This window comes from Erwinia sorbitola, from assembly GCF_009738185.1.
Lineage (GTDB): Bacteria > Pseudomonadota > Gammaproteobacteria > Enterobacterales > Enterobacteriaceae > Erwinia > Erwinia sorbitola.
The window spans coordinates 650,195-671,282 of the sequence record NZ_CP046509.1; the positions used below are offsets into that span (position 1 = coordinate 650,195).

At 50.4% G+C, this 21,088-nt stretch carries 14 protein-coding genes and 1 pseudogene; 8 read left to right on the forward strand and 7 right to left on the reverse strand.

Features of this window, described 5'->3' with window-relative positions:
* The first annotated feature begins 127 nt into the window (after positions 1-127).
* Positions 128-898 (forward strand): transporter substrate-binding domain-containing protein, encoded by a 771-nt coding sequence (locus GN242_RS02965; protein ID WP_374189544.1) that lies wholly within the window; start codon positions 128-130, stop codon positions 896-898.
* 87 nt (positions 899-985) lie between these two features.
* Here the strand turns inward: GN242_RS02965 and GN242_RS02970 are convergent, their stop codons facing one another.
* The 3 genes from GN242_RS02970 to GN242_RS02980 all read right to left on the reverse strand — a co-directional run bounded on the left by GN242_RS02970 (position 986) and on the right by GN242_RS02980 (position 6,705).
* Complete coding sequence (locus GN242_RS02970) at positions 986-2,572, reverse strand: ShlB/FhaC/HecB family hemolysin secretion/activation protein (protein WP_197094760.1); 1,587 nt, start codon at positions 2,570-2,572, stop codon at positions 986-988.
* A 188-nt stretch (positions 2,573-2,760) separates the two neighbouring features.
* Entirely contained in the window at positions 2,761-4,632 is a 1,872-nt protein-coding gene (locus tag GN242_RS02975; protein WP_156286885.1) for a filamentous hemagglutinin N-terminal domain-containing protein, read from the reverse strand.
* A 114-nt stretch (positions 4,633-4,746) separates the two neighbouring features.
* A complete protein-coding gene (locus GN242_RS02980) occupies positions 4,747-6,705 on the reverse strand; it encodes a two-partner secretion domain-containing protein (protein ID WP_197094761.1) in 1,959 nt (652 codons plus the stop codon).
* Positions 6,706-7,031: 326 nt separating this feature from the next.
* On the opposite strand from GN242_RS02980, the gene parC reads away from it, so the two are divergent.
* From parC to ftsP, 3 genes are all read left to right on the forward strand, one after another.
* Positions 7,032-9,308 (forward strand): DNA topoisomerase IV subunit A, encoded by a 2,277-nt coding sequence (parC, locus tag GN242_RS02985; protein WP_154753021.1) that lies wholly within the window; start codon positions 7,032-7,034, stop codon positions 9,306-9,308.
* 120 nt (positions 9,309-9,428) lie between these two features.
* Positions 9,429-10,166 (forward strand): 1-acylglycerol-3-phosphate O-acyltransferase, encoded by a 738-nt coding sequence (locus tag GN242_RS02990; RefSeq protein ID WP_154753020.1) that lies wholly within the window; start codon positions 9,429-9,431, stop codon positions 10,164-10,166.
* A gap of 137 nt (positions 10,167-10,303) precedes the next feature.
* Positions 10,304-11,734 carry a cell division protein FtsP gene (gene ftsP, locus GN242_RS02995; RefSeq protein WP_154753019.1) on the forward strand — a complete coding sequence of 477 codons (1,431 nt, stop codon included), beginning with the start codon at positions 10,304-10,306 and terminating at the stop codon, positions 11,732-11,734.
* Positions 11,735-11,860: 126 nt separating this feature from the next.
* On the opposite strand, the gene dkgA is transcribed toward ftsP, so the two are convergent.
* Together dkgA and yqhD are read right to left on the reverse strand one after the other, a co-directional pair.
* Entirely contained in the window at positions 11,861-12,685 is an 825-nt protein-coding gene (gene dkgA / locus GN242_RS03000; protein ID WP_154753018.1) for a 2,5-didehydrogluconate reductase DkgA, read from the reverse strand.
* An 84-nt stretch (positions 12,686-12,769) separates the two neighbouring features.
* Positions 12,770-13,927 carry an alcohol dehydrogenase gene (gene yqhD / locus GN242_RS03005; protein WP_154753017.1) on the reverse strand — a complete coding sequence of 386 codons (1,158 nt, stop codon included), beginning with the start codon at positions 13,925-13,927 and terminating at the stop codon, positions 12,770-12,772.
* Positions 13,928-14,106: 179 nt separating this feature from the next.
* Here yqhD and GN242_RS03010 point away from each other — a divergent pair, with 179 nt between their 5' ends.
* From GN242_RS03010 to GN242_RS03020, 3 genes are all read left to right on the forward strand, one after another.
* Positions 14,107-15,000, forward strand: coding sequence for an AraC family transcriptional regulator (locus GN242_RS03010; protein ID WP_156286887.1), 894 nt, complete (start codon positions 14,107-14,109; stop codon positions 14,998-15,000).
* 210 nt (positions 15,001-15,210) lie between these two features.
* Positions 15,211-16,596 (forward strand): diaminobutyrate--2-oxoglutarate transaminase, encoded by a 1,386-nt coding sequence (locus tag GN242_RS03015; RefSeq protein ID WP_195918360.1) that lies wholly within the window; start codon positions 15,211-15,213, stop codon positions 16,594-16,596.
* 14 nt (positions 16,597-16,610) lie between these two features.
* The gene (locus GN242_RS03020) at positions 16,611-18,074 is read left to right on the forward strand and encodes a pyridoxal phosphate-dependent decarboxylase family protein (protein WP_154753015.1); all 1,464 of its coding nucleotides are present in this window, start codon (positions 16,611-16,613) and stop codon (positions 18,072-18,074) included.
* Between the two features lie 60 nt (positions 18,075-18,134).
* Here GN242_RS03020 and GN242_RS03025 read toward each other — a convergent pair.
* Both GN242_RS03025 and metC read right to left on the reverse strand, forming a co-directional pair.
* Positions 18,135-18,789, reverse strand: a pseudogene (locus GN242_RS03025) (DedA family protein).
* Positions 18,790-18,912: 123 nt separating this feature from the next.
* The gene (gene metC, locus GN242_RS03030) at positions 18,913-20,103 is read right to left on the reverse strand and encodes a cystathionine beta-lyase (protein WP_154753013.1); all 1,191 of its coding nucleotides are present in this window, start codon (positions 20,101-20,103) and stop codon (positions 18,913-18,915) included.
* A gap of 249 nt (positions 20,104-20,352) precedes the next feature.
* On the opposite strand from metC, the gene exbB reads away from it, so the two are divergent.
* Positions 20,353-21,087 carry a tol-pal system-associated acyl-CoA thioesterase gene (exbB, locus tag GN242_RS03035; protein WP_156286888.1) on the forward strand — a complete coding sequence of 245 codons (735 nt, stop codon included), beginning with the start codon at positions 20,353-20,355 and terminating at the stop codon, positions 21,085-21,087.
* Position 21,088 lies beyond the last annotated feature (1 nt).

Sequence of the window (21,088 nt, forward strand, 5' to 3'; positions counted from 1 at the left end):
TTGTCTCGGCTGTGTGCAATTTCGTAGAGTGTAATGGACAAGAGTACAAAGAAAAATGTGGTATTGATCACAATACTATTGCGTTTTAAGCAACAATGCGTGCGCTGATAATAACAATGAGAGAAATATGATGATAAAAATCGGGGCTGTGGCCCTTCTGCTGGTGGCAGGAAGCGCCAGTGCGCAATCACATCTGGATCGGGCTATGCAGAGTAAAACGCTGGTAGTGTGTACTACCGGAGACTATAAGCCCTATACCTATCTGCGTACTGATGGTAGCTATGAAGGCATTGATATTTCTCTGGTGCAGTCGCTGGCAAAAAGCCTGGGTGCTGAAGTGAAATGGGTGCCGACCACCTGGAAAACCCTGACGCCTGACTTTATCGGCAAGCAGTGTGACGTCGCATTAGGTGGTGTATCGGTAACGCTAAAACGCCAGCAGACAGCCTGGTTCGCCGAGCCGCTGGATACTGATGGTAAAATCCCACTGGTACGCTGTGCCGACAAAAAGAAATATCGCAGTGTTGAGCAGATGAATAAGCCGTCTGTGCGCCTGATTGAACCGGCAGGCGGCACCAATGAAGCCTTTGTACATGCTTATTTGCCGCAGGCTAACTTGACGCTATTTCACGATAACGTCACCATCTTCCAGCAGCTGGTGGATAAGAAAGCGGATGTGATGATCACTGATGCTTCTGAAGCGCTCTATCAGCAGAAGCGTTATCCGTCATTGTGCGCCATCAATCCGGAGAAGCCGCTGCAATATGGTGAGAAGGCATGGATGTTGCCGCGTGATGATATCAGCTGGAAGATGTACGTTGACCAGTGGCTGCACCTGAGTAAAGCCACCGGGGAATATCAGCAGATAGTCGCGCAATGGTTAGCGGTGAAATCATAACCTTTGATGGGCCACGCATGCGTGACCCAGACATCGTGGGTTATACGTCTCTTTTAACCGCTCGGTTAAACAAGATATTACAGAGGATTAGTACATCCACTGTAGCGTAAAGCCGAGGTTGAGGTCGTTAGTAGCCAGCCCATCAGGTTTTGACAGCGGCACAGACGTAAAAAGGTCATAGCCGGTGTGCCATTTATATCCGCGCACACCAGCAACGCCACCCATCAGTGTGCGGCCGGAAATCCAATCCTGGCGTGTACGGGAAACCTGCCCGACATCGGCTCCCAGATAAAACTGGTTACTCCAGGACTCTGGCAGGTTGATATTGACCGTATTGCTCAGGTACCAGCCACGGTCGCCCATCAGGGTGTTTTCGCCGTCAAAACCTCGTATCGTCCAGCGGTTACCAATACTGAACTGATCCTGAGATATCAGCTGGCCAGGCGCATACTGCGAGAAGAAGTGCGGTTGATAGCTCATCCCGATACCTGCGAACTGAAACGGGATCGCTGCCTGAAGATCCAGAGTCATAATATGACTGCTGTCGCTGGCATTACCGTAACGGGCGCTGGCGGTTGTTTCACTGCCAAACCAACGCATATTTTTTTGCCAGCTCAGATCGGCGTCGAATACCATGTCGCGGATATAATGACGATGGGCGAGATCGAAACGTAAATTAGTCAAATCCAGCCGCTGTAACTCAAGTTCGGTGTCGCTGATATAGTAATTTGAGTCTCTTTTTATCACCTGTGAACTGAAGGTGGTTTTTTGTCGAGCGCTGCGATGCAAAACCCGGTTCACCCTGGCACTAAGGTACTTACTTTTCCCCTGGTACTGATAATTAGACAGCTCTCCGGAAAGTGGCTGATGATACTCGTTTTGGCTGGCGTAGAGATTCAGCGACCAGTAGCCATACGGAACCGAATAGCTCATCGAGCTGTTTTTATTTCCCTTGTGCCGATTATTTTGCAGACTTTTCCCAACAGAGACATAAAATAGATCGTTCAGCGAAGTAATATTATCCAGATAAAGAGCAAGGCCGCCCTGATAGCGGCCAGTATATTTACTTCCTGCATCGTCCATCCATCCGGCAACCCGCCAGTAAGCGTCCTGTGCGCGATCGATGGAAACATCACTTACTCCCTGTTCTGCTGTAGGAACAAGATTAATATGCACGTAAGTGGAGGGGATATTTTGCATATTTTCCAGACCTTGCTCAATATCACGCAGGTCGAGAATATCATCCGAACTCATCGGAAAAGCATTCCGCGTTGTGACCCAGGTGTCGCTTTTTTCTGAGAGATATATTTCCCCCACCTTTCCCGCAATGACCTTTAGCTCCAGGTTGCCGCTGTTAATATTCTGGTCAGGGAGATTGACTCTGGAAGTGATATAACCGCTGCCAATAAGTTTATTTTGCAAAGTAATGATGGCAACTTTTATATTGTGGGCGTTCATGCAGTGCCCTTTAGCCTCATCAGCAATACGCTGCAACGGATACCATGAAGGTATCTCGGGATCCTTATCAATAATTATATTAGTTATCAGTTTGCAGGAAGGTGTATCTACATAGCTGTGCATATTATCAGCTGAGCGGGTATCCTCACCACGGACTTCCTTTCCCGTGGTATCAAGCTGTGACTGCAACGCTTTCTGCTGTTGCCTCTGATGCACATTTTGTTGCTCTAGGTTATTGAATGTATTTGATGATTTTGCCGAAGTGGTCAGCATCATTAAAAAAATAAATACAAGAGTTGTTCGGCAAATGTTCGCCTTCACAAAGCTATCTCCATTATAAATCCGCGCATTTCTGCGCGGATTTTTATTTTTAATTATCGTGTTTTATATTGATTTTAACCGGGTTATTTCTGTCGGATTATCCCGTGGTTAGTGGTTTTTTTACTGTGAATATCGGTAGATCCGGTAGACATAACAATACTGTTATTAGTAAATGATTCCGGTGCGTATAGGTTAATATTACCGCTGCTGACGATCGCTGAGTTATTAGTGATATTTCCATAGGTATTTATAGTAAGGTCTTTACCACTGTGAATGTTTCGGTAGTTAGTGATATTTATCGCGTCAATATTGGTATTGTTATCAGCACCGATAGAACCATAGTTATTAACGTCACCGAAACTGGTCAAGCTAATATCATTACCTGCCTGATATGTTCCATAGTTTGTGAGGCCACTCATTGAGAAAATAGTTAAGTTTTTGGCTGCATTAATCGTAGTTGCTGTATTGTCATCAATATAATTAGATTGTATGACGATATCATTTTTTGCTTTCAAATCTGCGGCAGAAAGGTTAAAAATTTTGGTTTCAAGTGTAATATCTTTTGCTGAAATATGACTTTGCTCGCCATGTATCTTGCTGGTAGCTGACACAAAAACGTTACCCGAGTCAGATTTTATATGACCATTGCGTCCAATGTATAGATCATCGCCGGCAATGTTAATGTCATTGGTTGCTTTTATTCCTCCGATTGCTTCACCACCAGCATAGCTATCGCTAGAGTAATTTACTAATTTATTTGAGTTAATATTCACATCTTTACCTGAAACCAAAGCGGCTCTATTGTAAAGGGTAACCGCGTCAATATTTAACTTACTATCACTCTGGATTGTGCTGGAATATTGGTTGAAGATATAATTGGCGGCAATAGTCATATTCCCGCTTGATTTGATCTTGCCACCTTCAATATTATTGATATTACCCCCATTAATTCCGATGGTGGAACGTGAGTTTAATAATCCTTTGTTAGTGAAGTTAGTTGCAGTAATATCAAATTCAGCACCAATGATTGTGCCGGTATTTGAAATGTCTCCATTAGTGTCAATATTTAGATTTGTCGCGGCAGAAATAAAGCCACCACTGTTACTGACACCAAATCCTTTCTGATTGGCTATAAGAGTTATTTTATTTGCAAACATGCCTCCGAGCCGAGAAACATCCAGCCCGGTAGATTTTTCATATTTTACCAGACCTGGTGCTGTGTTGGTTAGTTGATTGTTTTTAATAGTGACGTTTTTATTAACGCCAGTCATGATTTGGAGATCTTTCGCCTGAAGATAGCCATTCACTTTTACTGTTTTGGCCAGTAAAGAAGTGTAGTCGGAGGCATTATCATTCATGCCTCGCCCGGAAATGGTGATATTACCAGTAGTTACATCGATCCCACCAAGATTGTCATTATCTAACAGTATATTACCAGTAGTTAGTGTACTACGCCCGGTATTAATAAATCCGCAACCATCACAGTTGATGCCATTGGGGTTGGCAATAATCACATTTGCTTTTTTACCTGCAACTTCGATCATACCGTTTAACTGGCTTGCATGATTTGAGGTTACTTCATTAATTATTAACCCGGCTGATCCGTTAGCCATGTTGCTGTTGCCTGCAACCATTCCAGCGATGTTAGTCTTCGAACTTTCTGCTCCGTTATTCAGCACCAATCCATGCTTGCTGACGTCGAACTGGACAAATTTATTATGTGAAATTCCATTTGGAGACGCGGAATTAATATTTACTGTAGTGGATCCATTGGGGTTGAAAGTAATGCCTGGCTTTTGTGCCTGGTCTAAACCAGCTGTCACCGTCGCCTGTACAGGTGTGATGTAAGAGAATGCCATCCATGTCATTAAACATATGGATGAAACGCGGAAATTTGATTTTTTTGATTTCATTTTTTGGCTACCAGATCTTAGTGCTGAACTATATTTATTCATTAGTGATTCCTCATGGATATTAAAGTGCAAAACATATCCCCCACAAAAAAGTGAGGCTTATGAAATGTTTTTTGTTAAATGATAAATAGTATTGTTAATATTTAAAATAAGTGTTTACCAGTATGAGATGTATCCTTTATTAGAAATTTTAGGACTTTGGATATCGACCGATTGGGTTGCCAGGATATTGCCAGCGTTATAAAAATTAGTGGGTGCCAATAGCTTAGTTTTACCACCGCTGCTTATAGTTGCGCCTCTGCTATTATTAATAATGCCTTGTGAACTCAGTGTGAGATCTCCATCAGTGGTAATGTTTTTATTGTTACCAATGTATTGTGCGGTAATTGTGATGTCATTATTACCAATAATGCTTCCCAGATTGGTAAAATTACCCGTGCTGGTGATTTTGAGGTTATTACCTGCATTTAATGACGCATAATTGGTATAACCAGTTTCTGATGTAATAGACAGGTTTTTTCCTGCATTAATGACGGTGCCAGTATTTTCATAGTTGCTAACAGTTTTAGCATGCAAACTAATATTATTATCTGCTGTGATCCTTGCTCCAGATAGATTCGAATTAATGCTATTTATTGTGATGTTTTTCCCTGAAATTTGACTGTTATGGTTATTCACATTGCCTGTAGTAAGTACAGAAATATTTCCTGAATCTGAGTGTATGTTTCCATCGATATTAATTAATGAAGATTCAATGTTAATATCGTTGGTTGCTATAATTCCCCCGCTCTTAGTAGTCATGATGTTAGTTATTGGTGATATATAACTTTTACTTTTGTTATTAGAAAGTGAGTTTGAAGCAATGTTCACACCATTGCCTGAAATCAACCCTGCATCATTAAAGGTTTTGATGCTATTAATATTGATCGTGCCATTTTTAGTGAAAGTTAATCCGCTATTGTTATAGAAGTTTTGCCCTGCGGTTATATTTATATCTCCATCTGATGTAATCTCACTGCGATTGTTATTGATTAGGTTTCCAGTGAGTTTTAGAGCAGATGATGCGGATATTTTTCCGCTATTAGTCAGGTTAGTCTTAGTATTAAGATTAACTACGCCACCACTGATTTTTCCACTGTTATTCAATGCAATAGCATTCGTTGTTACCCTGCTTGCGCCTTCCATATGGCCGGAGTTAATAATGTTTCCATTAACATCCATATAAAGATTCGATGTTGCTGAAATAATTCCGCCGTTTCTGATCCCCACGTTCGGGTTGTTAGCCATCAGAGTGATTTTGTTAGCATACATACTGCCTAAGTATGAAACATCCAAGGCATAGAGAGTATTGTCCACCGGTGATGAAGATGTGTTCCAGTGTCCGGTGAATAATCTATTGTTACCCGTCATGACGTAATTATTGGTGCCAACAGCCACCTGAAGATCTTTTGTTTCAATCTTCGCGTTAGCTATTATTGCTCTGGCGAGGAAAGAGGTATAGTCAGAATTATCATTCATACCTTTTCCGGAAAAACTTATATTTCCAGAGGATACATTGATTCCGGAAAGGTCATCATTATTAAGTTTCACCTTGCCGGTAGTCAGTGTGCTACGACCGGTATTAATAAATCCGCAGCCATCACAGTTAATACCAGAGGGGTTAGCAATAATTACGCTTGCTTTTTTCCCGGCAACCTCGATCATTCCATTTAACAGGCTGCCACGATTTGAGGTTACTTCATTAATAATCAGTCCAGCTGGCCCATTTGCCATATTGCTGTTGCCTGCAATAATTCCACCGATGTTGGTCTTTGAAGTTTCAGCGCTATTATTCAGCACCAATCCATGTTTGCTGACGTCGAATTGGGTGAATTTATTATGTGAAATTCCATTTGTATAGGCGGCGTTAATGTTTACCGTGGTGGAATTATTGGAGTTGAGGGTGACGCCTGGTTTTAGCACCTGGTTTACATCAGCGATAACCTTCGCCTGTACAGGTGTGATGTAAGATAATGCCACCCATGTCATTAAACAGACTGGTGCAACACGGAAAAATGGTTTTACTGATTTTGTTTTTTTAATTGGGGATTTTAAAAGGCGGAGGTGTGGAGTCATTTTCATATCCTTGTCTTTATTTAAAACGCTTTTTTTCCATGCCAATGCAAGCTGCGTCAGAGCAGCAAATTAGTTCGTTTCCAATGATTTAAATATAGTAAAAGAGTTATTTTGTAATTATTTACGCATAAATATTTTTTTTGGTAATGATAGGTATATTATTGTTTTTGTTTTCACCTAAAGCTTATTGAATAAACGCTCCCCCTCTGTTCTGTTTACCCTGTGACAGACCTGCCCCTGATAAGGTACTATCCTCGCCAAACTTACCGCTGTGTGCTGCGGAGTTGCTGGCCTTTAACGCGCCGCGATGTGAGGAAGAGAGAACAATGACTGATCTGACGCAGGATGGTGCAGAGCGCCTTGCCCTGCATACCTTTACCGAGAATGCGTACCTTAACTACTCCATGTACGTCATCATGGATCGTGCGCTTCCTTATATTGGTGATGGCCTCAAGCCGGTTCAGCGCCGCATCGTGTATGCGATGTCAGAGCTGGGATTGAGCAACAACGCCAAGTTCAAAAAATCTGCCCGTACCGTCGGTGACGTGCTGGGTAAATACCATCCGCATGGCGATAGTGCCTGCTATGAAGCGATGGTGCTAATGGCGCAGCCTTTCTCCTATCGTTATCCGCTGGTCGATGGTCAGGGGAACTGGGGGGCACCGGACGATCCGAAATCCTTCGCCGCGATGCGTTATACCGAGTCACGTCTGTCGAAGTATGCCGAAGTGCTGCTGGGGGAACTCGGGCAGGGTACGGTAGACTATGTGCCAAACTTTGATGGCACCATGCAGGAGCCGTCGATGCTCCCGGCGCGTCTGCCGAACATCCTGCTGAATGGCACCACCGGTATTGCCGTCGGGATGGCAACGGATATCCCGCCGCACAACCTCAAAGAGGTGGCGAAAGCGGCCATCGCGCTGATCGATAATCCAAAAACGACCCTTGATGAACTGCTGGATATCGTTCAGGGGCCGGATTATCCAACCGAGGCGGAGATTATTACGCCACGCAACGAGATCCGTAAAATCTACCAGAGCGGCCGTGGCTCGGTGCGTATGCGTGCGGTATGGAAGAAAGAAGACGGCGACGTGGTGATTACGGCGTTGCCGCATCAGGTTTCCGGGGCGCGCGTGCTGGAGCAGATTGCAGCACAGATGCGTAACAAAAAGCTGCCGATGGTCGAAGACCTGCGCGATGAGTCCAACCATGAAAACCCAACGCGTCTGGTGATTGTGCCGCGTACTAATCGCGTGGATATGGAGCAGGTGATGAACCACCTGTTTGCCACCACCGATCTTGAGCGCAGCTACCGTATCAACCTGAATATGATCGGCCTGAATAACCGGCCGGCGGTAAAAAACCTGCTGGAAATCCTTAGCGAATGGCTGGTGTTCCGTCGTGATACGGTGCGTCGTCGTCTGAACTTCCGTCTGGAAAAAGTGCAGAAGCGCCTGCATATCCTCGCCGGTTTGCTGGTCGCATTTCTCAATATTGACGATGTGATCCATATCATTCGCAGTGAAGATGAACCGAAACCGGTATTAATGTCGCGTTTCGACATCTCTGAAATTCAGGCTGAAGCCATCCTTGAACTGAAACTCCGCCATCTCGCCAAGCTGGAAGAGATGAAGATTCGCGGTGAGCAGGATGAGCTGGAAAAAGAGCGCGCCTATCTGGAAGGTCTTCTGGCGTCAGAACGCAAAATGAATACCTTACTGAAAAAAGAGTTGCAGGCTGACAGCGATGCCTACGGCGATCCGCGTCGATCGCCGCTGCGTGAGCGCGATGAAGCTAAGGCTATCAGCGAAAATGAGCTGGTGCCGTCCGAGCCGGTCACTATCGTACTGTCACAAAGCGGCTGGGTGCGCAGCGCTAAAGGGCATGATATTGATCCTGCGGGTCTTAGTTATAAAGCCGGGGACAACTATCTTGCTGCCGCACGCGGTAAAAGCAACCAGCCGGTGGTGTTTATTGACTCCACCGGGCGCAGCTATGCGCTGGAACCGATCACGCTGCCATCGGCTCGTGGCCAGGGTGAGCCGCTGACAGGTAAGCTGACGCCACCGCCAGGTGCTGCGTTTGAACAGGTGTTGATGGAAGATGACGATCAGAAACTGCTGATGGCCTCGGATGCGGGATACGGTTTCGTCTGTACCTTCAGTGATTTGGTATCGCGCAACCGTGCCGGGAAAGCGCTGCTGACCCTGCCTGCTAATGCCAAAGTGATGACGCCGATGGCGATCCACAGCAATGACGATCTGCTGCTGGCGATAACCAGCGCAGGGCGTATGCTGATGTTCCCGGTGGGCGATCTGCCGCAGCTGTCGAAAGGCAAAGGCAATAAGATCGTCTCCATTCCATCCGCTCAGGCGGCCTCGGGTGAAGATAAGCTTGCCTGGCTGCTGTTGCTGACGCCAGAGAGCGATATTACGCTACACGTTGGTAAGCGTAAGCTGACCCTGAAAGCGGCTGACCTACAGAAGTTCCGCGCTGAACGAGGCCGCCGGGGCACCCTGTTGCCGCGTGGCCTGCAGCGTATTGATCGGGTAGATGTTGAAGGCCCGGCGCGTAAAGCGTCAGCGGATAACAGCGAGGAGTAACATCTTGCCTGGCCTGTGCGTTCTCATGCAGGCCAGGACGATGTCGGAACGAATATAATAAGCGCAGGCAGCGCGCGGAAGCGCCTGACGCGATACCTGCAAGTCCTTAATGAGGTTGTGATGCTCTCAATTTTACGTATCTTCATCGTGGTGATCTATTCGATACTGCTGTGTGTGTTTGGCTGCATCTACTGTCTGTTCAGCCCAAGAGATCCGCGCCACGTCGCTACTTTTGGTCATCTTTTTGGCCGTCTGGCACCGGTATTTGGCCTCAAGGTTGAGCTGCGCAAGCCTGAAGGGGCGGAAAACTACCCCAACGCGATCTATATCTGCAATCACCAGAACAACTACGACATGATTACGGCAGCAAAAATGGTTCAGCCAACGACGGTCACCGTCGGAAAGCGTAGCCTGCTGTGGGTGCCATTTTTTGGCCTGCTCTACTGGCTGACAGGCAACCTGCTGATTGATCGTAATAACCGCGCCAAAGCGCACGGTACCATTGGTGAACTGGTGGATCAGTTTAAACGTAAAAAGATCTCCTTTTGGATGTTCCCCGAAGGAACGCGTAGCCGTGGGCGTGGGCTGCTGCCGTTTAAAACGGGCGCTTTTCACGCGGCTGTTGCTGCGGGGGTGCCGATTATCCCTGTGGTGGTTTCCAATACTCACGGTAAAATTAAGTTGAACCGACTGAAAAATGGCCTGGCAATTGTTGAAATGCTGCCGCCTGTCGATACTCAGGCTTTTGCCGAGCAGTCGGTACGTAAGCTGGCGACCCATTGTCGTGAGCTGATGTCAGCGAAGCTGGATGAGTTAAATGCCGAAGTCGCCGCACGGGAAGCGTCCGGTAAGCTATAAATTAACCAGGTGGCCGGCGATCCGGTCGCGCTGTCCGCCCTCAGCGACAGCACATCACGCGGAAACACAGCCCGCGCATAATGATAAAAATGGAATAGGGTCGCTGCGGCGGCCGATTTTTGGCTTACGGAGTGGGTATGTCCTTCAGTCGTCGTCAGTTTATTCAAGCCTCAGGGATTGCCCTCTGTGCTGCCGCTATTCCTTCCCGTGCCCGCGCAGCGGGAGCAGGGCAGGGTAATCCTCTGCCTGTTCCACCGCTGATTGAGTCACGTCGCGGGCAGCCCCTGTTCCTGACTCTGCAACGCAGTCACTGGGCGTTTAACGGCAGCAATAAGGTGCCGGTGTGGGGGCTAAATGGCCTCTATCTTGGCCCGACGGTGCGCGTCTGGAGCGGTGATGACGTCAAGCTGATCTACAGCAACCGCCTGAGTGAGCCGGTCTCCATGACGGTAAGCGGCTTACAGGTACCAGGCGTGCTGATGGGGGGAGCGGCCCGCATGATGTCCCCTGGCGTTGACTGGGCGCCCGTTGTGCCTATTCGTCAGGCAGCGGCGACCTGCTGGTATCATGCTAACACTCCCAATCGCATGGCTCCCCATGTCTATAACGGCCTGGCGGGGATGTGGCTGGTTGAGGATGAAGTTAGTAAGTCCTTACCTATCCCTAACCACTACGGCGTGGATGATTTCCCGCTGATTATTCAGGATAAGCGTCTGGATAATTTTGGCGCGCCGGAATATGACCCGCCTGGCAGCGGTGGATTTATCGGTGACACGCTGCTGGTGAATGGCGTTCAGAATCCGTACCTTGAGGTTTCCCGTGGGTGGGTGCGCCTGCGCCTGCTGAATGCATCAAACGCGCGCCGTTATCAGCTGCGGATGAGCGATAGTCGTCCGTTTAATGTTATCTCCAGCGATCAGGGTTTTCTGCCTGCCCCGGTGGCGGTGGATCAGCTGTCGCTGGCTCCGGGCGAACGACGTGAAATCCTCGTGGATATGTCTCAGGGGGATGAAGTATCGATTACTGCCGGAGAGGCCGCAGGGATTGTTGATCGTCTGCGTGGTTTCTTTGAGCCATCTTCAATTCTGACCTCTACTTTAATTCTCTCCCTGCGTCCAACAGGGCTGCTGCCGTTAGTGACCGATAACTTACCGATGCGACTTTTGGCGGATCAGATGATTGAGGGGGCCGTCAGCCGCACCCGTGAGTTCCGCCTTGGGGATTCGATGCCGGGGATTAACGGCGCGCTGTGGGATATGACGCGGATAGACGTTCAGGCGCAGCAGGGCAGCTTTGAGCGTTGGATCATTCATGCCGATACGCCGCAGTCGTTCCATATTCAGGGGGTCATGTTCCTGATTAAGAGCGTTAATGGCGCGCAGCCGATGGCGGAAGATCGTGGCTGGAAAGATACCGTTTGGGTGGATGGTGACGTCGAGCTGTTTGTCTCCTTTACCCAGCCATCGTCTGAGCATTTCCCATTTACCTATTACAGTCAGACGCTGGAAATGGCGGATCGTGGCACGGCGGGGCAGATGGTAGTGGCGCCTTCAGTTCAGATTGGATAGTGGGCGTGTAGCTGCCTTTTAGTCGGGCGGGGAATACTTCCTCCGGTAGCAGGGGTCAGGCATGGCTGACCCCTGCGGTGTATAAATCCAGTCGTGTTGACCCTGATCTATCTCTTACCGCAATCCCTAATTTAGCTCATCCGGGTTCGGCCCCAGCCGATGGCCCTGATCCAGCGTCGCAATATCACTAATTTCCGGCTTCTCCAGACGGAAATCAAACACCTTGAAGTTCTCCTCAATCCGCGACGGCGTCACTGATTTCGGGATCACCACCAGGCCGCTGTCCAGATGCCAGCGAATCACAATCTGCGCCGGGGTTTTATCATACTTTTTCGCCAGTTTTTTAATCACATCCTGATCGAATACGCCTTTCCCCCCTTGCGCCAGCGGGCTCCAGGATTCGGTCTGGATCTGATGCAGGGCATTCCATGCATGAAGGGTGCGCTGTTGCAGCAGCGGGTGCAGCTCCACCTGGTTGACCACCGGGCTGACACCGGTCTCATCCAGCAGGCGTTTCAGATGCGGTTCGTTAAAATTACATACCCCAATGCTTTTGGTCAGCCCCTGCTTTTGCAGTTCAATCATCGCCTTCCAGGCCGCAACGAAATTGTTTTTAGCCGGGCAGGGCCAGTGCATCAGATAGAGATCAACGCTCTCAACCTGTAATTTTTTCAGACTGGTTTCCAGCGCCTGTGCTGCATTAAGCTGATCGTCATTCCACAGTTTAGTGGTGACAAAGATATCGTCACGCGCCACATCGGTTTCCTGTAACGCCTGGCCGATACCTTCCTCATTTTTATAAATAGCGGCGGTATCAATGGAGCGATAACCAACAGAAAGTGCCTTAACGGCGGCGGCGCGTGCCTCATCAATGCTGGCCTGCCAGACACCCAGCCCGAGCTGCGGCATCATATTGCCATCGTGCAGTTTAATAATTGGTTGATCTGCCATGTTATCTCCTTATCAGCGGGTGAACCGGTGCATGGCACCGGTTGATGGCTTAAGTCTAGCTGATACACAGATAACGGGAGGCGATTAGCGGGCATCCAGATAAATCTGACGGCTGACCTCAAGAGTAATGTCCTGGCGCTCACCCAGAGCGGTCAGCCCTTTTTCTTCCAGCTTACTCAGCAGCTGAGGGATGGAAGATCCGTCGAGCTGGTAATCGCTAAAGCGGGTTGGTACGCCCATCTGTTCGAAGAAACTACGCGTGGCGGCAATGGCACCGTCGATGCGCTGATCATCGCTGCCATCATGCAGGCCCCAGATACGCGCAGCGTATTGCAACAGCTTCTCACGCTTGGTATCGCGCTTTATATTCATCAGCGAAGGCAGCACAATCGCCAGCGTTTGTGCATGATCCAGCCCGTGCAGCGCGGTGAGTTCGTGGCCGAGCATATGGGTTGCCCAGTCCTGCGGTACCCCTGCGCCAATCAGGCCGTTAAGCGCCATGGTGGCGCTCCACATCACATTGGCGCGCACATCATAGTTCTCCGGATCAGCCAGCGCTTTCGGGCCCTCTTCGATCAACGTTAGCAGCAGACCCTCGGCAAAACGATCCTGCACCCGGGCATCGACCGGGTAAGTCAGGTACTGCTCAATAGTATGAATAAAGGCATCGACTACGCCGTTAGCAATCTGGTGTGGTGGCAGACTATAGGTATAGACCGGATCCAGCACTGCAAAGCGCGGGAACACGTGATTACTGCGGAAAGCCTGCTTATCGTGGGTGGCGCGGCGGGTAATTACCGCGCTGCGGTTAGATTCTGAACCGGTGGCCGGGAGGGTGAGCACAGAGCCGACAGGCAGCGCCTGCTCGATCTCCGCCCCGCCGGTTTGCAGGATATGCCATGGATCCTGCGGATAGAAAGCCGCAGCAGCAATAAACTTGGTGCCATCCAGCACTGAACCGCCGCCGACCGCCAGCAGGAAAGTAATGTTTTCACTTTTCACCACCTCCACGGCCTTCATCAGGGTTTCAAAGCTTGGGTTCGGTTCAATTCCGCCAAACTCCTGCACGTCGAAGCCTTGCAGCGCGCTGTAAACCTGATCCATAACACCGTTTTTCTTCACACTGCCGCCGCCAAAGGTGATCAGCACTTTGCTGTCGGCAGGGATCTCAGCGGCTAAGTGGGCAATCTGACCCTTGCCAAACAGAATGCGTGTTGGCGTATGCAGTACGAAATTATTCATTTTTGACAGTCCTGGTGAGTGGGGCATCGGCTGAAGTATGGTTTCAATTGTCGCCAGCGGGCGTATTTAGCTCAATGCACATTTCTGCCTGTTTCTTGCCTGATTCTCCAAATGGCTGGAGAAATAACCGCGTGCGGGCGATGATGACGCCGGTACTCTTTCAGCGAGCGGAAGCAATTATGGATCGACAGGCAATCTGCGCCCGACTGGCGCAACAGGTCATCGGCCTGGTGACAAACGAGAAAGCAGAGCTGGCGCCGGTGCCGGGGATCAGCCTGATCTACGCTGACCGCTACTGGTCGCGCCAGCCGGTGATGTATCAGCCCGCTATCGTGATCCTGTTCCAGGGCCAGAAAACCGGCTACCTCGGTAACAGCGTATTCCAGTATGACGCCACCAAATATCTGATGCTTACCGTCCCGCTGCCGTTTGAGTGTGAAACGTTTGCCACGCCGGAAAAGCCGCTGGCGGGGATTTCCCTGCGCGTGGATGCCCTTAAACTTCAGGATCTGCTGATTGATATTGGTGATGATGATGGTTTCCACCCGGAACCACAGACCCGTGGCATTCACTCTGCGCTGTTGACCGGGGAGATGCTGTGCGCCACCGAACGGCTGCTGGACGTGATGAGCCATCCGCGTGATGCCCGCGTGCTGGGGCCGCAGATTGTGCGCGAAATTCTCTATCACGTATTACAGGGGCCATGCGGAGGTGCGCTGCTGGCGCTGGTCAGCCGCCAGACGCAATTCAGCCAGATTGCCCGCGCGCTGCGCCGTATAGAACACCATTTCACCGATAATCTCAGCGTTGACCTGCTGGCGGCGGAAGCCAATATGAGCGTTTCTGCCTTTCATCATAACTTTAAAGCGGTTACCAGCACTTCCCCGTTGCAGTACCTGAAAAGCTATCGTCTGCATCAGGCGCGTATGATGATGTTGCAGGAAGGGATGAAGGCCAGCGTGGCTGCAATGAAAGTCGGTTATGAGAGTCCGTCGCAGTTTTCCCGCGAATTTAAACGCTATTTTGGCGTGACGCCGGGAGAAGAGATGACCCGAATGCGCCAGGTGGGGTAGGGATATAATCCTGCGGGGGGCATTATATCAAAGGTTTACGGGCTAAAACATCAACAACATATTGATAAATAGTAAAAAAATCTAAATAAAAGAAATTATTGAGAAGATAGGTAAAAAGCCATATATTGGCCGCGTTTTATTCATGGTAGCCATACTTAATTTTAAAATATTCAACTGCGGTGTTACTCACACCCCGGTTGTAGGAGAGATATGATGACGGATAAAGTCCGTATTGATACTTTAGATGCTAAATCTTTTGATGGTAACAATGAGGCCTATTTAGCCAGACAGGCTGAGTTTGAATCTAATGTAAGGAGCTATCCACGTAAATTGCCGTTTGCAATTGCGAAAGCTCAGGGTGTTTGGATCACTGACGTTGAAAATAATCAATATCTTGACTGCCTTGCTGGCGCGGGAACGCTGGCTCTTGGACATAACCATCCGGACGTTTTACAGAGCATCCAGAATGTCATTACCAGCGGCTTGCCGTTACATACTCTTGATCTGACCACGCCGTTAAAAGATCAGTTCTCAGAATACCTGCTCTCATTACTGCCAGAACAGGGTAAAGAGTACTGCCTGCAATTCACCGGCCCTTCCGGTGCGGATGCCGTTGAAGCTGCGCTGAAACTGGCGAAGAAATACACCGGCCGCGCTGGCGTAATCAGCTTCTCCGGCGGCTACCACGGTATGACCCACGGTGCACTCTCGGTGACCGGTAACCTGTCACCGAAAGAAGCCGTCGACGGCATGATGCCGGAAGTGCAGTTTATGCCTTACCCGCACCTGTACCGCTGCCCGCTGGGCATTGGCGGTGATGCTGGCGTTAAAGCATTAACTTACTACTTCGAAAACCTGATCAATGACGTTGAGAGCGGCGTACGCAAACCTGCGGCGGTGATTCTGGAAGCGGTTCAGGGAGAAGGCGGCGTTAACCCGGCACCGATCGAGTGGCTGCAACGCATTCGTAAAGTGACCGAAGAGCACGGCATTCTGCTGATCATCGATGAAGTTCAGGCTGGCTTTGCCCGTACCGGCAAATTCTTCGCCTTCGAGCACGCTGGCATTCAGCCAGATATTATCGTGATGTCAAAAGCAGTCGGCGGCGGTCTGCCACTGGCAGTGCTGGGCATTAAGAAGAAATTTGATGCCTGGTCCCCTGGCCACCATACCGGCACTTTCCGTGGCAACCAGCTGGCGATGGCTACCGGCCTGACCACGCTGAAGATTCTGAAAGACAACAACGTTGCCGCTAAAGTCGCGGAGCAGGGCGAGTGGCTGAAAGGTCAGCTGGCTGAACTGCAAAAACGTTACCCGGTGATTGGTCACGTTCGCGGCCTGGGCCTGATGATCGGTATCGAGATTGTTAAGCCGCAGGAAGCGCAGGATCAGATGGGCTGCTACCCGGCTGATGGCGATCTGTCGGCTCTGATCCAGAAAAAATGCTTCGAAAATGGTCTGATCCTGGAGCGCGGTGGTCGTAACGGTTGTGTACTGCGTCTGCTGCCATCCCTGTTGATCTCCAATCAGGAACTGGGTGTTTTCCTGGATAAATTTGAACTTGCGCTGCTCTCTTCTGGCGTAAAACCTGTCTGACTGGAGTTAAGTTGATGTCCCGGTTAAACCCGATACTGGCCGCCTCGGCGCAAAGCACCGATGCGTACCAGCAAGCGATCAAACAGACCAGCGAAGCCGTGGTGCAGTGGCTGCAACAGCCTGAAATGTACCAAGGTAAAAGCGTTGCTGAACTGCGTGAACGCATCCAGCTGGACTTCACCTCTCAGGGCCTGGGTAACCAGGCCGCGATCGAGCGTGCGGTTGAGTTCTTCTTAAAAGACAGCCTGTCGGTTCATCACCCGCAGTGTGTCGCGCATCTTCACTGCCCGAGCCTGGTGGTTAGCCAGGCCGCTGAAGTGCTGATTAACGCCACCAACCAGAGTATGGACTCCTGGGATCAAAGTCCGTCAGCTACCATCATTGAGATGAAGCTGATCGAATGGCTGCGAACTAAGGTGGGTTATCCGGCGGGTGACGCTGGCGTGTTCACCAGCGGCGGCACCCAGAGCAATCTGATGGGGCTGATGCTGGCGCGCGATGCGTACTTTGCCCGTCAGGGGCACTCTGTTCAGCAGGATGGCCTGCCGGGCGACCTGCGTAAGATCAAAGTGCTCTGTTCTGAAAATGCCCACTTCTCCGTGCAGAAAAATATGGCGCTGATGGGGCTGGGCTACCAGGCCGTCACCCTGGTGAAAACCGACCGCTTTGCGCGGATGGACATCAACGATCTGGCCGAAAAAGTGGCACAGGCGCAGGCTAACGGCGAACATATTCTGGCGATTGTGGCCACCGCAGGCACAACCGACGCGGGCGCTATTGACCCGCTGCCAGCGATTGCTGAACTGGCGGCAAAACATCAGATCTGGGTTCACGTGGATGCGGCATGGGGCGGCGCGCTGTTGCTGTCTGACAAATACCGCGACTATCTGGACGGCATTGAGCTGGTGGACTCCATTACTCTGGACTTCCACAAGCAGTTCTTCCAGACCATCAGCTGTGGCGCCTTCCTGTTAAAAGATGCCCGTCACTATGAACTGATGCGCTATCAGGCCGCTTACCTGAACTCTGAGTTTGACGAAGCGCAGGGCGTACCAAACCTGGTATCCAAATCGTTGCAGACCACCCGCCGTTTTGATGCATTGAAACTGTGGATGGGCCTGGAAGCGTTAGGTCAGCAGCAGTATGCTGAGATCATCGACCACGGTGTGACCCTGGCGCAGCAGGTAGCGGAGTATGTCACCGGCCAGCCTTCGCTGGAGCTGGTTATGCAGCCGCAGCTGGCAAGCGTGCTGTTCCGCTATCGTCCGGCCTCGCTGGCGGGCGCTGACGATGCGGCCATTGCACTGCTGAATCAGAAAATTGGCGATGCGCTGCTGGATTCCGGCCGTGCCAACGTGGGTGTGACGGAGTCTGACGGGGTAACCTGCCTGAAGATGACGTTACTAAATCCAACCGTGACCTTGCAGGATATTAAAGTCCTGCTGGCACTGGTTGAGAAAACCGCAGAGCAGCTGTAACAGGTTTAAGAGCGGGGTAAGGGCAATCGCTGTTGCCCCGTTGTCAGACTGGCCCGGTGATTACCGGGCTTTTTTCCCTTTGCATACCAACGCAATACTGCCAATCAGGCCCAAAGATAGCATCACCAGCGGCAGGATCATCAGGCAGGCCATCCTGATCTTCATGGCGTTTAATAAACGGCACCTGACTGATGCTGTAGCCGAAGCCCACCAGAATCGTTACCCAAAGCAGCCCACTCAGCCAGTTAAAAAGCTGAAAGCGGCCATTCTTCAGGCCCGAAATACCCGCCAGCGTTGGCAGAATTGTACGAATAAAGGCCAGAAAACGGCCGATCAGCAGTGCCATCAGACCGTGGCGATTAAACAGATTCCAGGCACGCTGATGATACTGTGCCGGCAGATGCAGCAGCCAGCCTTTAACCAGCCGTGTATTGCCCAGCCAGCGCCCCTGAATATAGCCCAGCCAGCAGCCCAGACTGGCGGCCGTCGTGAGAATAAGCAGGGTCGGGATAAAGTCCATTACACCTTTGGCGATCATCGCACCTGCCAGCAGCAGCAGGCTGTCACCCGGTAAAAATGCGGCGGGTAACAGACCGTTTTCTAAAAGCAGCGTCAGGAACATAATTCCGTAAACAATCCAAATCACATCAGGATTGGCCAGCGCGGCAAAATCCTGATGCCAGAGCGCCGTAACAATCTCTTGTAGTACACCCATTCCTCATCCAGCCTTGACGCGATTAAAAACCTTGTGGTTAGTGTAACTGTAAATATCTTTCAACACCTTGATCAAAGGCGCGAACCCACAACGCCGTTGATCAATTGTTGATACTCGCCGTATTTAGCGGCTCAGGCGAGAAAAACCTGCGGCCAGGTCGTCAATCAGATCCTCCACGTTTTCCAGCCCGATATGCAGACGAACCAGAGTACCGGTGAAATCCACACCGCCCGCCGGACGGATCGCCGCCAGCTCCTCCGGCTGATTGGCAAGGATCAGCGACTCATAGCCGCCCCATGAGTATGCCATGCTGAAATGATGGAAGTGGTCGAGATAATGCGCCAGCTGCGTATCGCTCAGTTTCTCCTTCAGTACAAAAGAGAACAGGCCGCTGCTACCGGTAAAATCGCGCTGCCAGAACGCATGGCCCTTACACTGCGGCAGCGCCGGATGATTCACTACCGCTACCTCAGGGCGTTCTGCCAGCCAGTGCGCCACGCGCAGGCTGCTCTCTTCATGCTGGCGCAGGCGCACTGCCAGCGTACGCAGACCCCGGCTGGCCATATAGGCGGTATCTGCGTCGACCATTTGTCCCATCAGATAGGAGTTTTCCCGCAGCTGTTCCCAGCAGCGCGCATTGGCGACTGCCGTGCCGATCATCGCGTCTGAATGACCAATCAGATATTTGGTTCCGGCCTGAATCGAGATGTCCACGCCAAATTCCAGTGCGCGGAATAAGATCCCGGCGCCCCAGGTGTTATCGATCATAATAATCGCTTCAGGGGCTTTACTGCGGATCGCTGCAACGATGGCCGGGACATCCTGTACTTCCATGGTGATCGACGCCGGTGACTCAAGGAACACCACGCGCGTATTCGGCTGCACCAGTTCGGCAATCTCACTGCCAATATTGTGATCAAACCAGGTGGTTGTCACACTCATTTTACTGAGGATTTTGGTACAGAAATCCTGCGTCGGCTCATATACGCTGCCGCTCATCAGCACGTTATCCCCGGCGGAAACAAAGGCGAGAATGGCATTTGCCACCGCCGCTGCACCGCACGGATAGAGCACGCAGCCTGCACCGCCCTCAAGTTCGGTCATCGCTTCCTGAAGTGAAAAGTGAGTCAGGGTGCCACGGCGTCCATAAAATAGTTCGCCGTCTGCCCGCCCGGCAGTGGCGCGTTTCTTATCCGCTACCGAATCAAACACCAGTGATGAAGCCCGCTGGATGACGGCATTAACCGATCCCTGGGTATAACGTTTGCTGCGTCCGGCACGAATCAGTGCGGTCTCAATTTTTTCGCTGGTCATAAAAATCCCGTATCATTTTTACCCTTTTTTCAACGTTAACACGCCAGCCGTTCAGGGGGGTATTCAGCAGGCGGATAAGTGATGAAAATTCACCATCAGTGCGATTTCAGCCAGCAGCGATGAACAAAATGCGCAATAAATAGCCAAAAAGTTGTAAATAGTAATGAGAACTACTATCAATTCCCCGCTGTTTTGGTATGATCCGCGAAGAAATTTTCGCTCTCAGCAATTAGACGTTGGAGACACAGCGTGACAAATGATTTGATGCAGATGGATTTATCCGTCTGGGGCATGTATCAGCATGCAGACATCGTAGTTAAAACGGTGATGATTGGTCTTCTGATGGCATCCGTTGTCACCTGGGCTATTTTCTTCAGTAAAAGTATTGAACTGAGCGCGGCGCGTAAGCGCCTGAAGCGTGAGCAGCAGCAGCTGGCGAATGTTCGCTCGCTGGAAGAAGCGTCACAGGTTTGTGAGGGCTTTAAAGGCCACAGCCTCAGTGCTCTGCTGGTAAAAGAAGCGGAAAATGAGCTGGTGCTCTCTAACGGCTCTGACGATAACAACGGCATCAAAGATCGTACCGGATTCCGCCTTGAGCGCCGCGTTGCAGCTTTCAGTCGTCATGCTGGCCGTGGTAACGGCTTCCTCGCGACCATTGGTGCCATCGCGCCATTCGTCGGTCTGTTTGGTACGGTCTGGGGCATCATGAACAGCTTTATCGGGATTGCCAAAACCCAGACCACCAATCTGGCGGTGGTAGCGCCTGGTATTGCCGAAGCGCTGCTGGCAACCGCTATTGGTCTGGTTGCCGCTATCCCTGCGGTGGTTATCTATAACGTGTTTGCCCGTATGATCGGCAGCTACAAAGCTTCTCTGGGCGACGTAGCGGCACAGGTTCTGCTGTTACAGAGCCGCGACCTTGACCTCGCTGCCAGCGAAGGCGCTCATCGCGTTCAGTCTGCGCAGAAACTGCGGGTAGGTTAAG

Bases quoted from the DNA above. Each gene is read 5' to 3' on its own strand.
- dkgA (WP_154753018.1), bottom strand. From the start codon at position 12,685: ATGGCAGATCAACCAATTATTAAACTGCACGATGGCAATATGATGCCG.
- GN242_RS03015 (WP_195918360.1), top strand. From the start codon at position 15,211: ATGATGACGGATAAAGTCCGTATTGATACTTTAGATGCTAAATCTTTT.
- yqhD (WP_154753017.1), bottom strand. From the start codon at position 13,927: ATGAATAATTTCGTACTGCATACGCCAACACGCATTCTGTTTGGCAAG.
- parC (WP_154753021.1), top strand. From the start codon at position 7,032: ATGACTGATCTGACGCAGGATGGTGCAGAGCGCCTTGCCCTGCATACC.
- GN242_RS03010 (WP_156286887.1), top strand. From the start codon at position 14,107: ATGGATCGACAGGCAATCTGCGCCCGACTGGCGCAACAGGTCATCGGC.
- GN242_RS02980 (WP_197094761.1), bottom strand. From the start codon at position 6,705: ATGACTCCACACCTCCGCCTTTTAAAATCCCCAATTAAAAAAACAAAA.
- GN242_RS03020 (WP_154753015.1), top strand. From the start codon at position 16,611: ATGTCCCGGTTAAACCCGATACTGGCCGCCTCGGCGCAAAGCACCGAT.
- metC (WP_154753013.1), bottom strand. From the start codon at position 20,103: ATGACCAGCGAAAAAATTGAGACCGCACTGATTCGTGCCGGACGCAGC.
- GN242_RS02965 (WP_374189544.1), top strand. From the start codon at position 128: ATGATGATAAAAATCGGGGCTGTGGCCCTTCTGCTGGTGGCAGGAAGC.
- GN242_RS02990 (WP_154753020.1), top strand. From the start codon at position 9,429: ATGCTCTCAATTTTACGTATCTTCATCGTGGTGATCTATTCGATACTG.
- GN242_RS02975 (WP_156286885.1), bottom strand. From the start codon at position 4,632: ATGAATAAATATAGTTCAGCACTAAGATCTGGTAGCCAAAAAATGAAA.
- ftsP (WP_154753019.1), top strand. From the start codon at position 10,304: ATGTCCTTCAGTCGTCGTCAGTTTATTCAAGCCTCAGGGATTGCCCTC.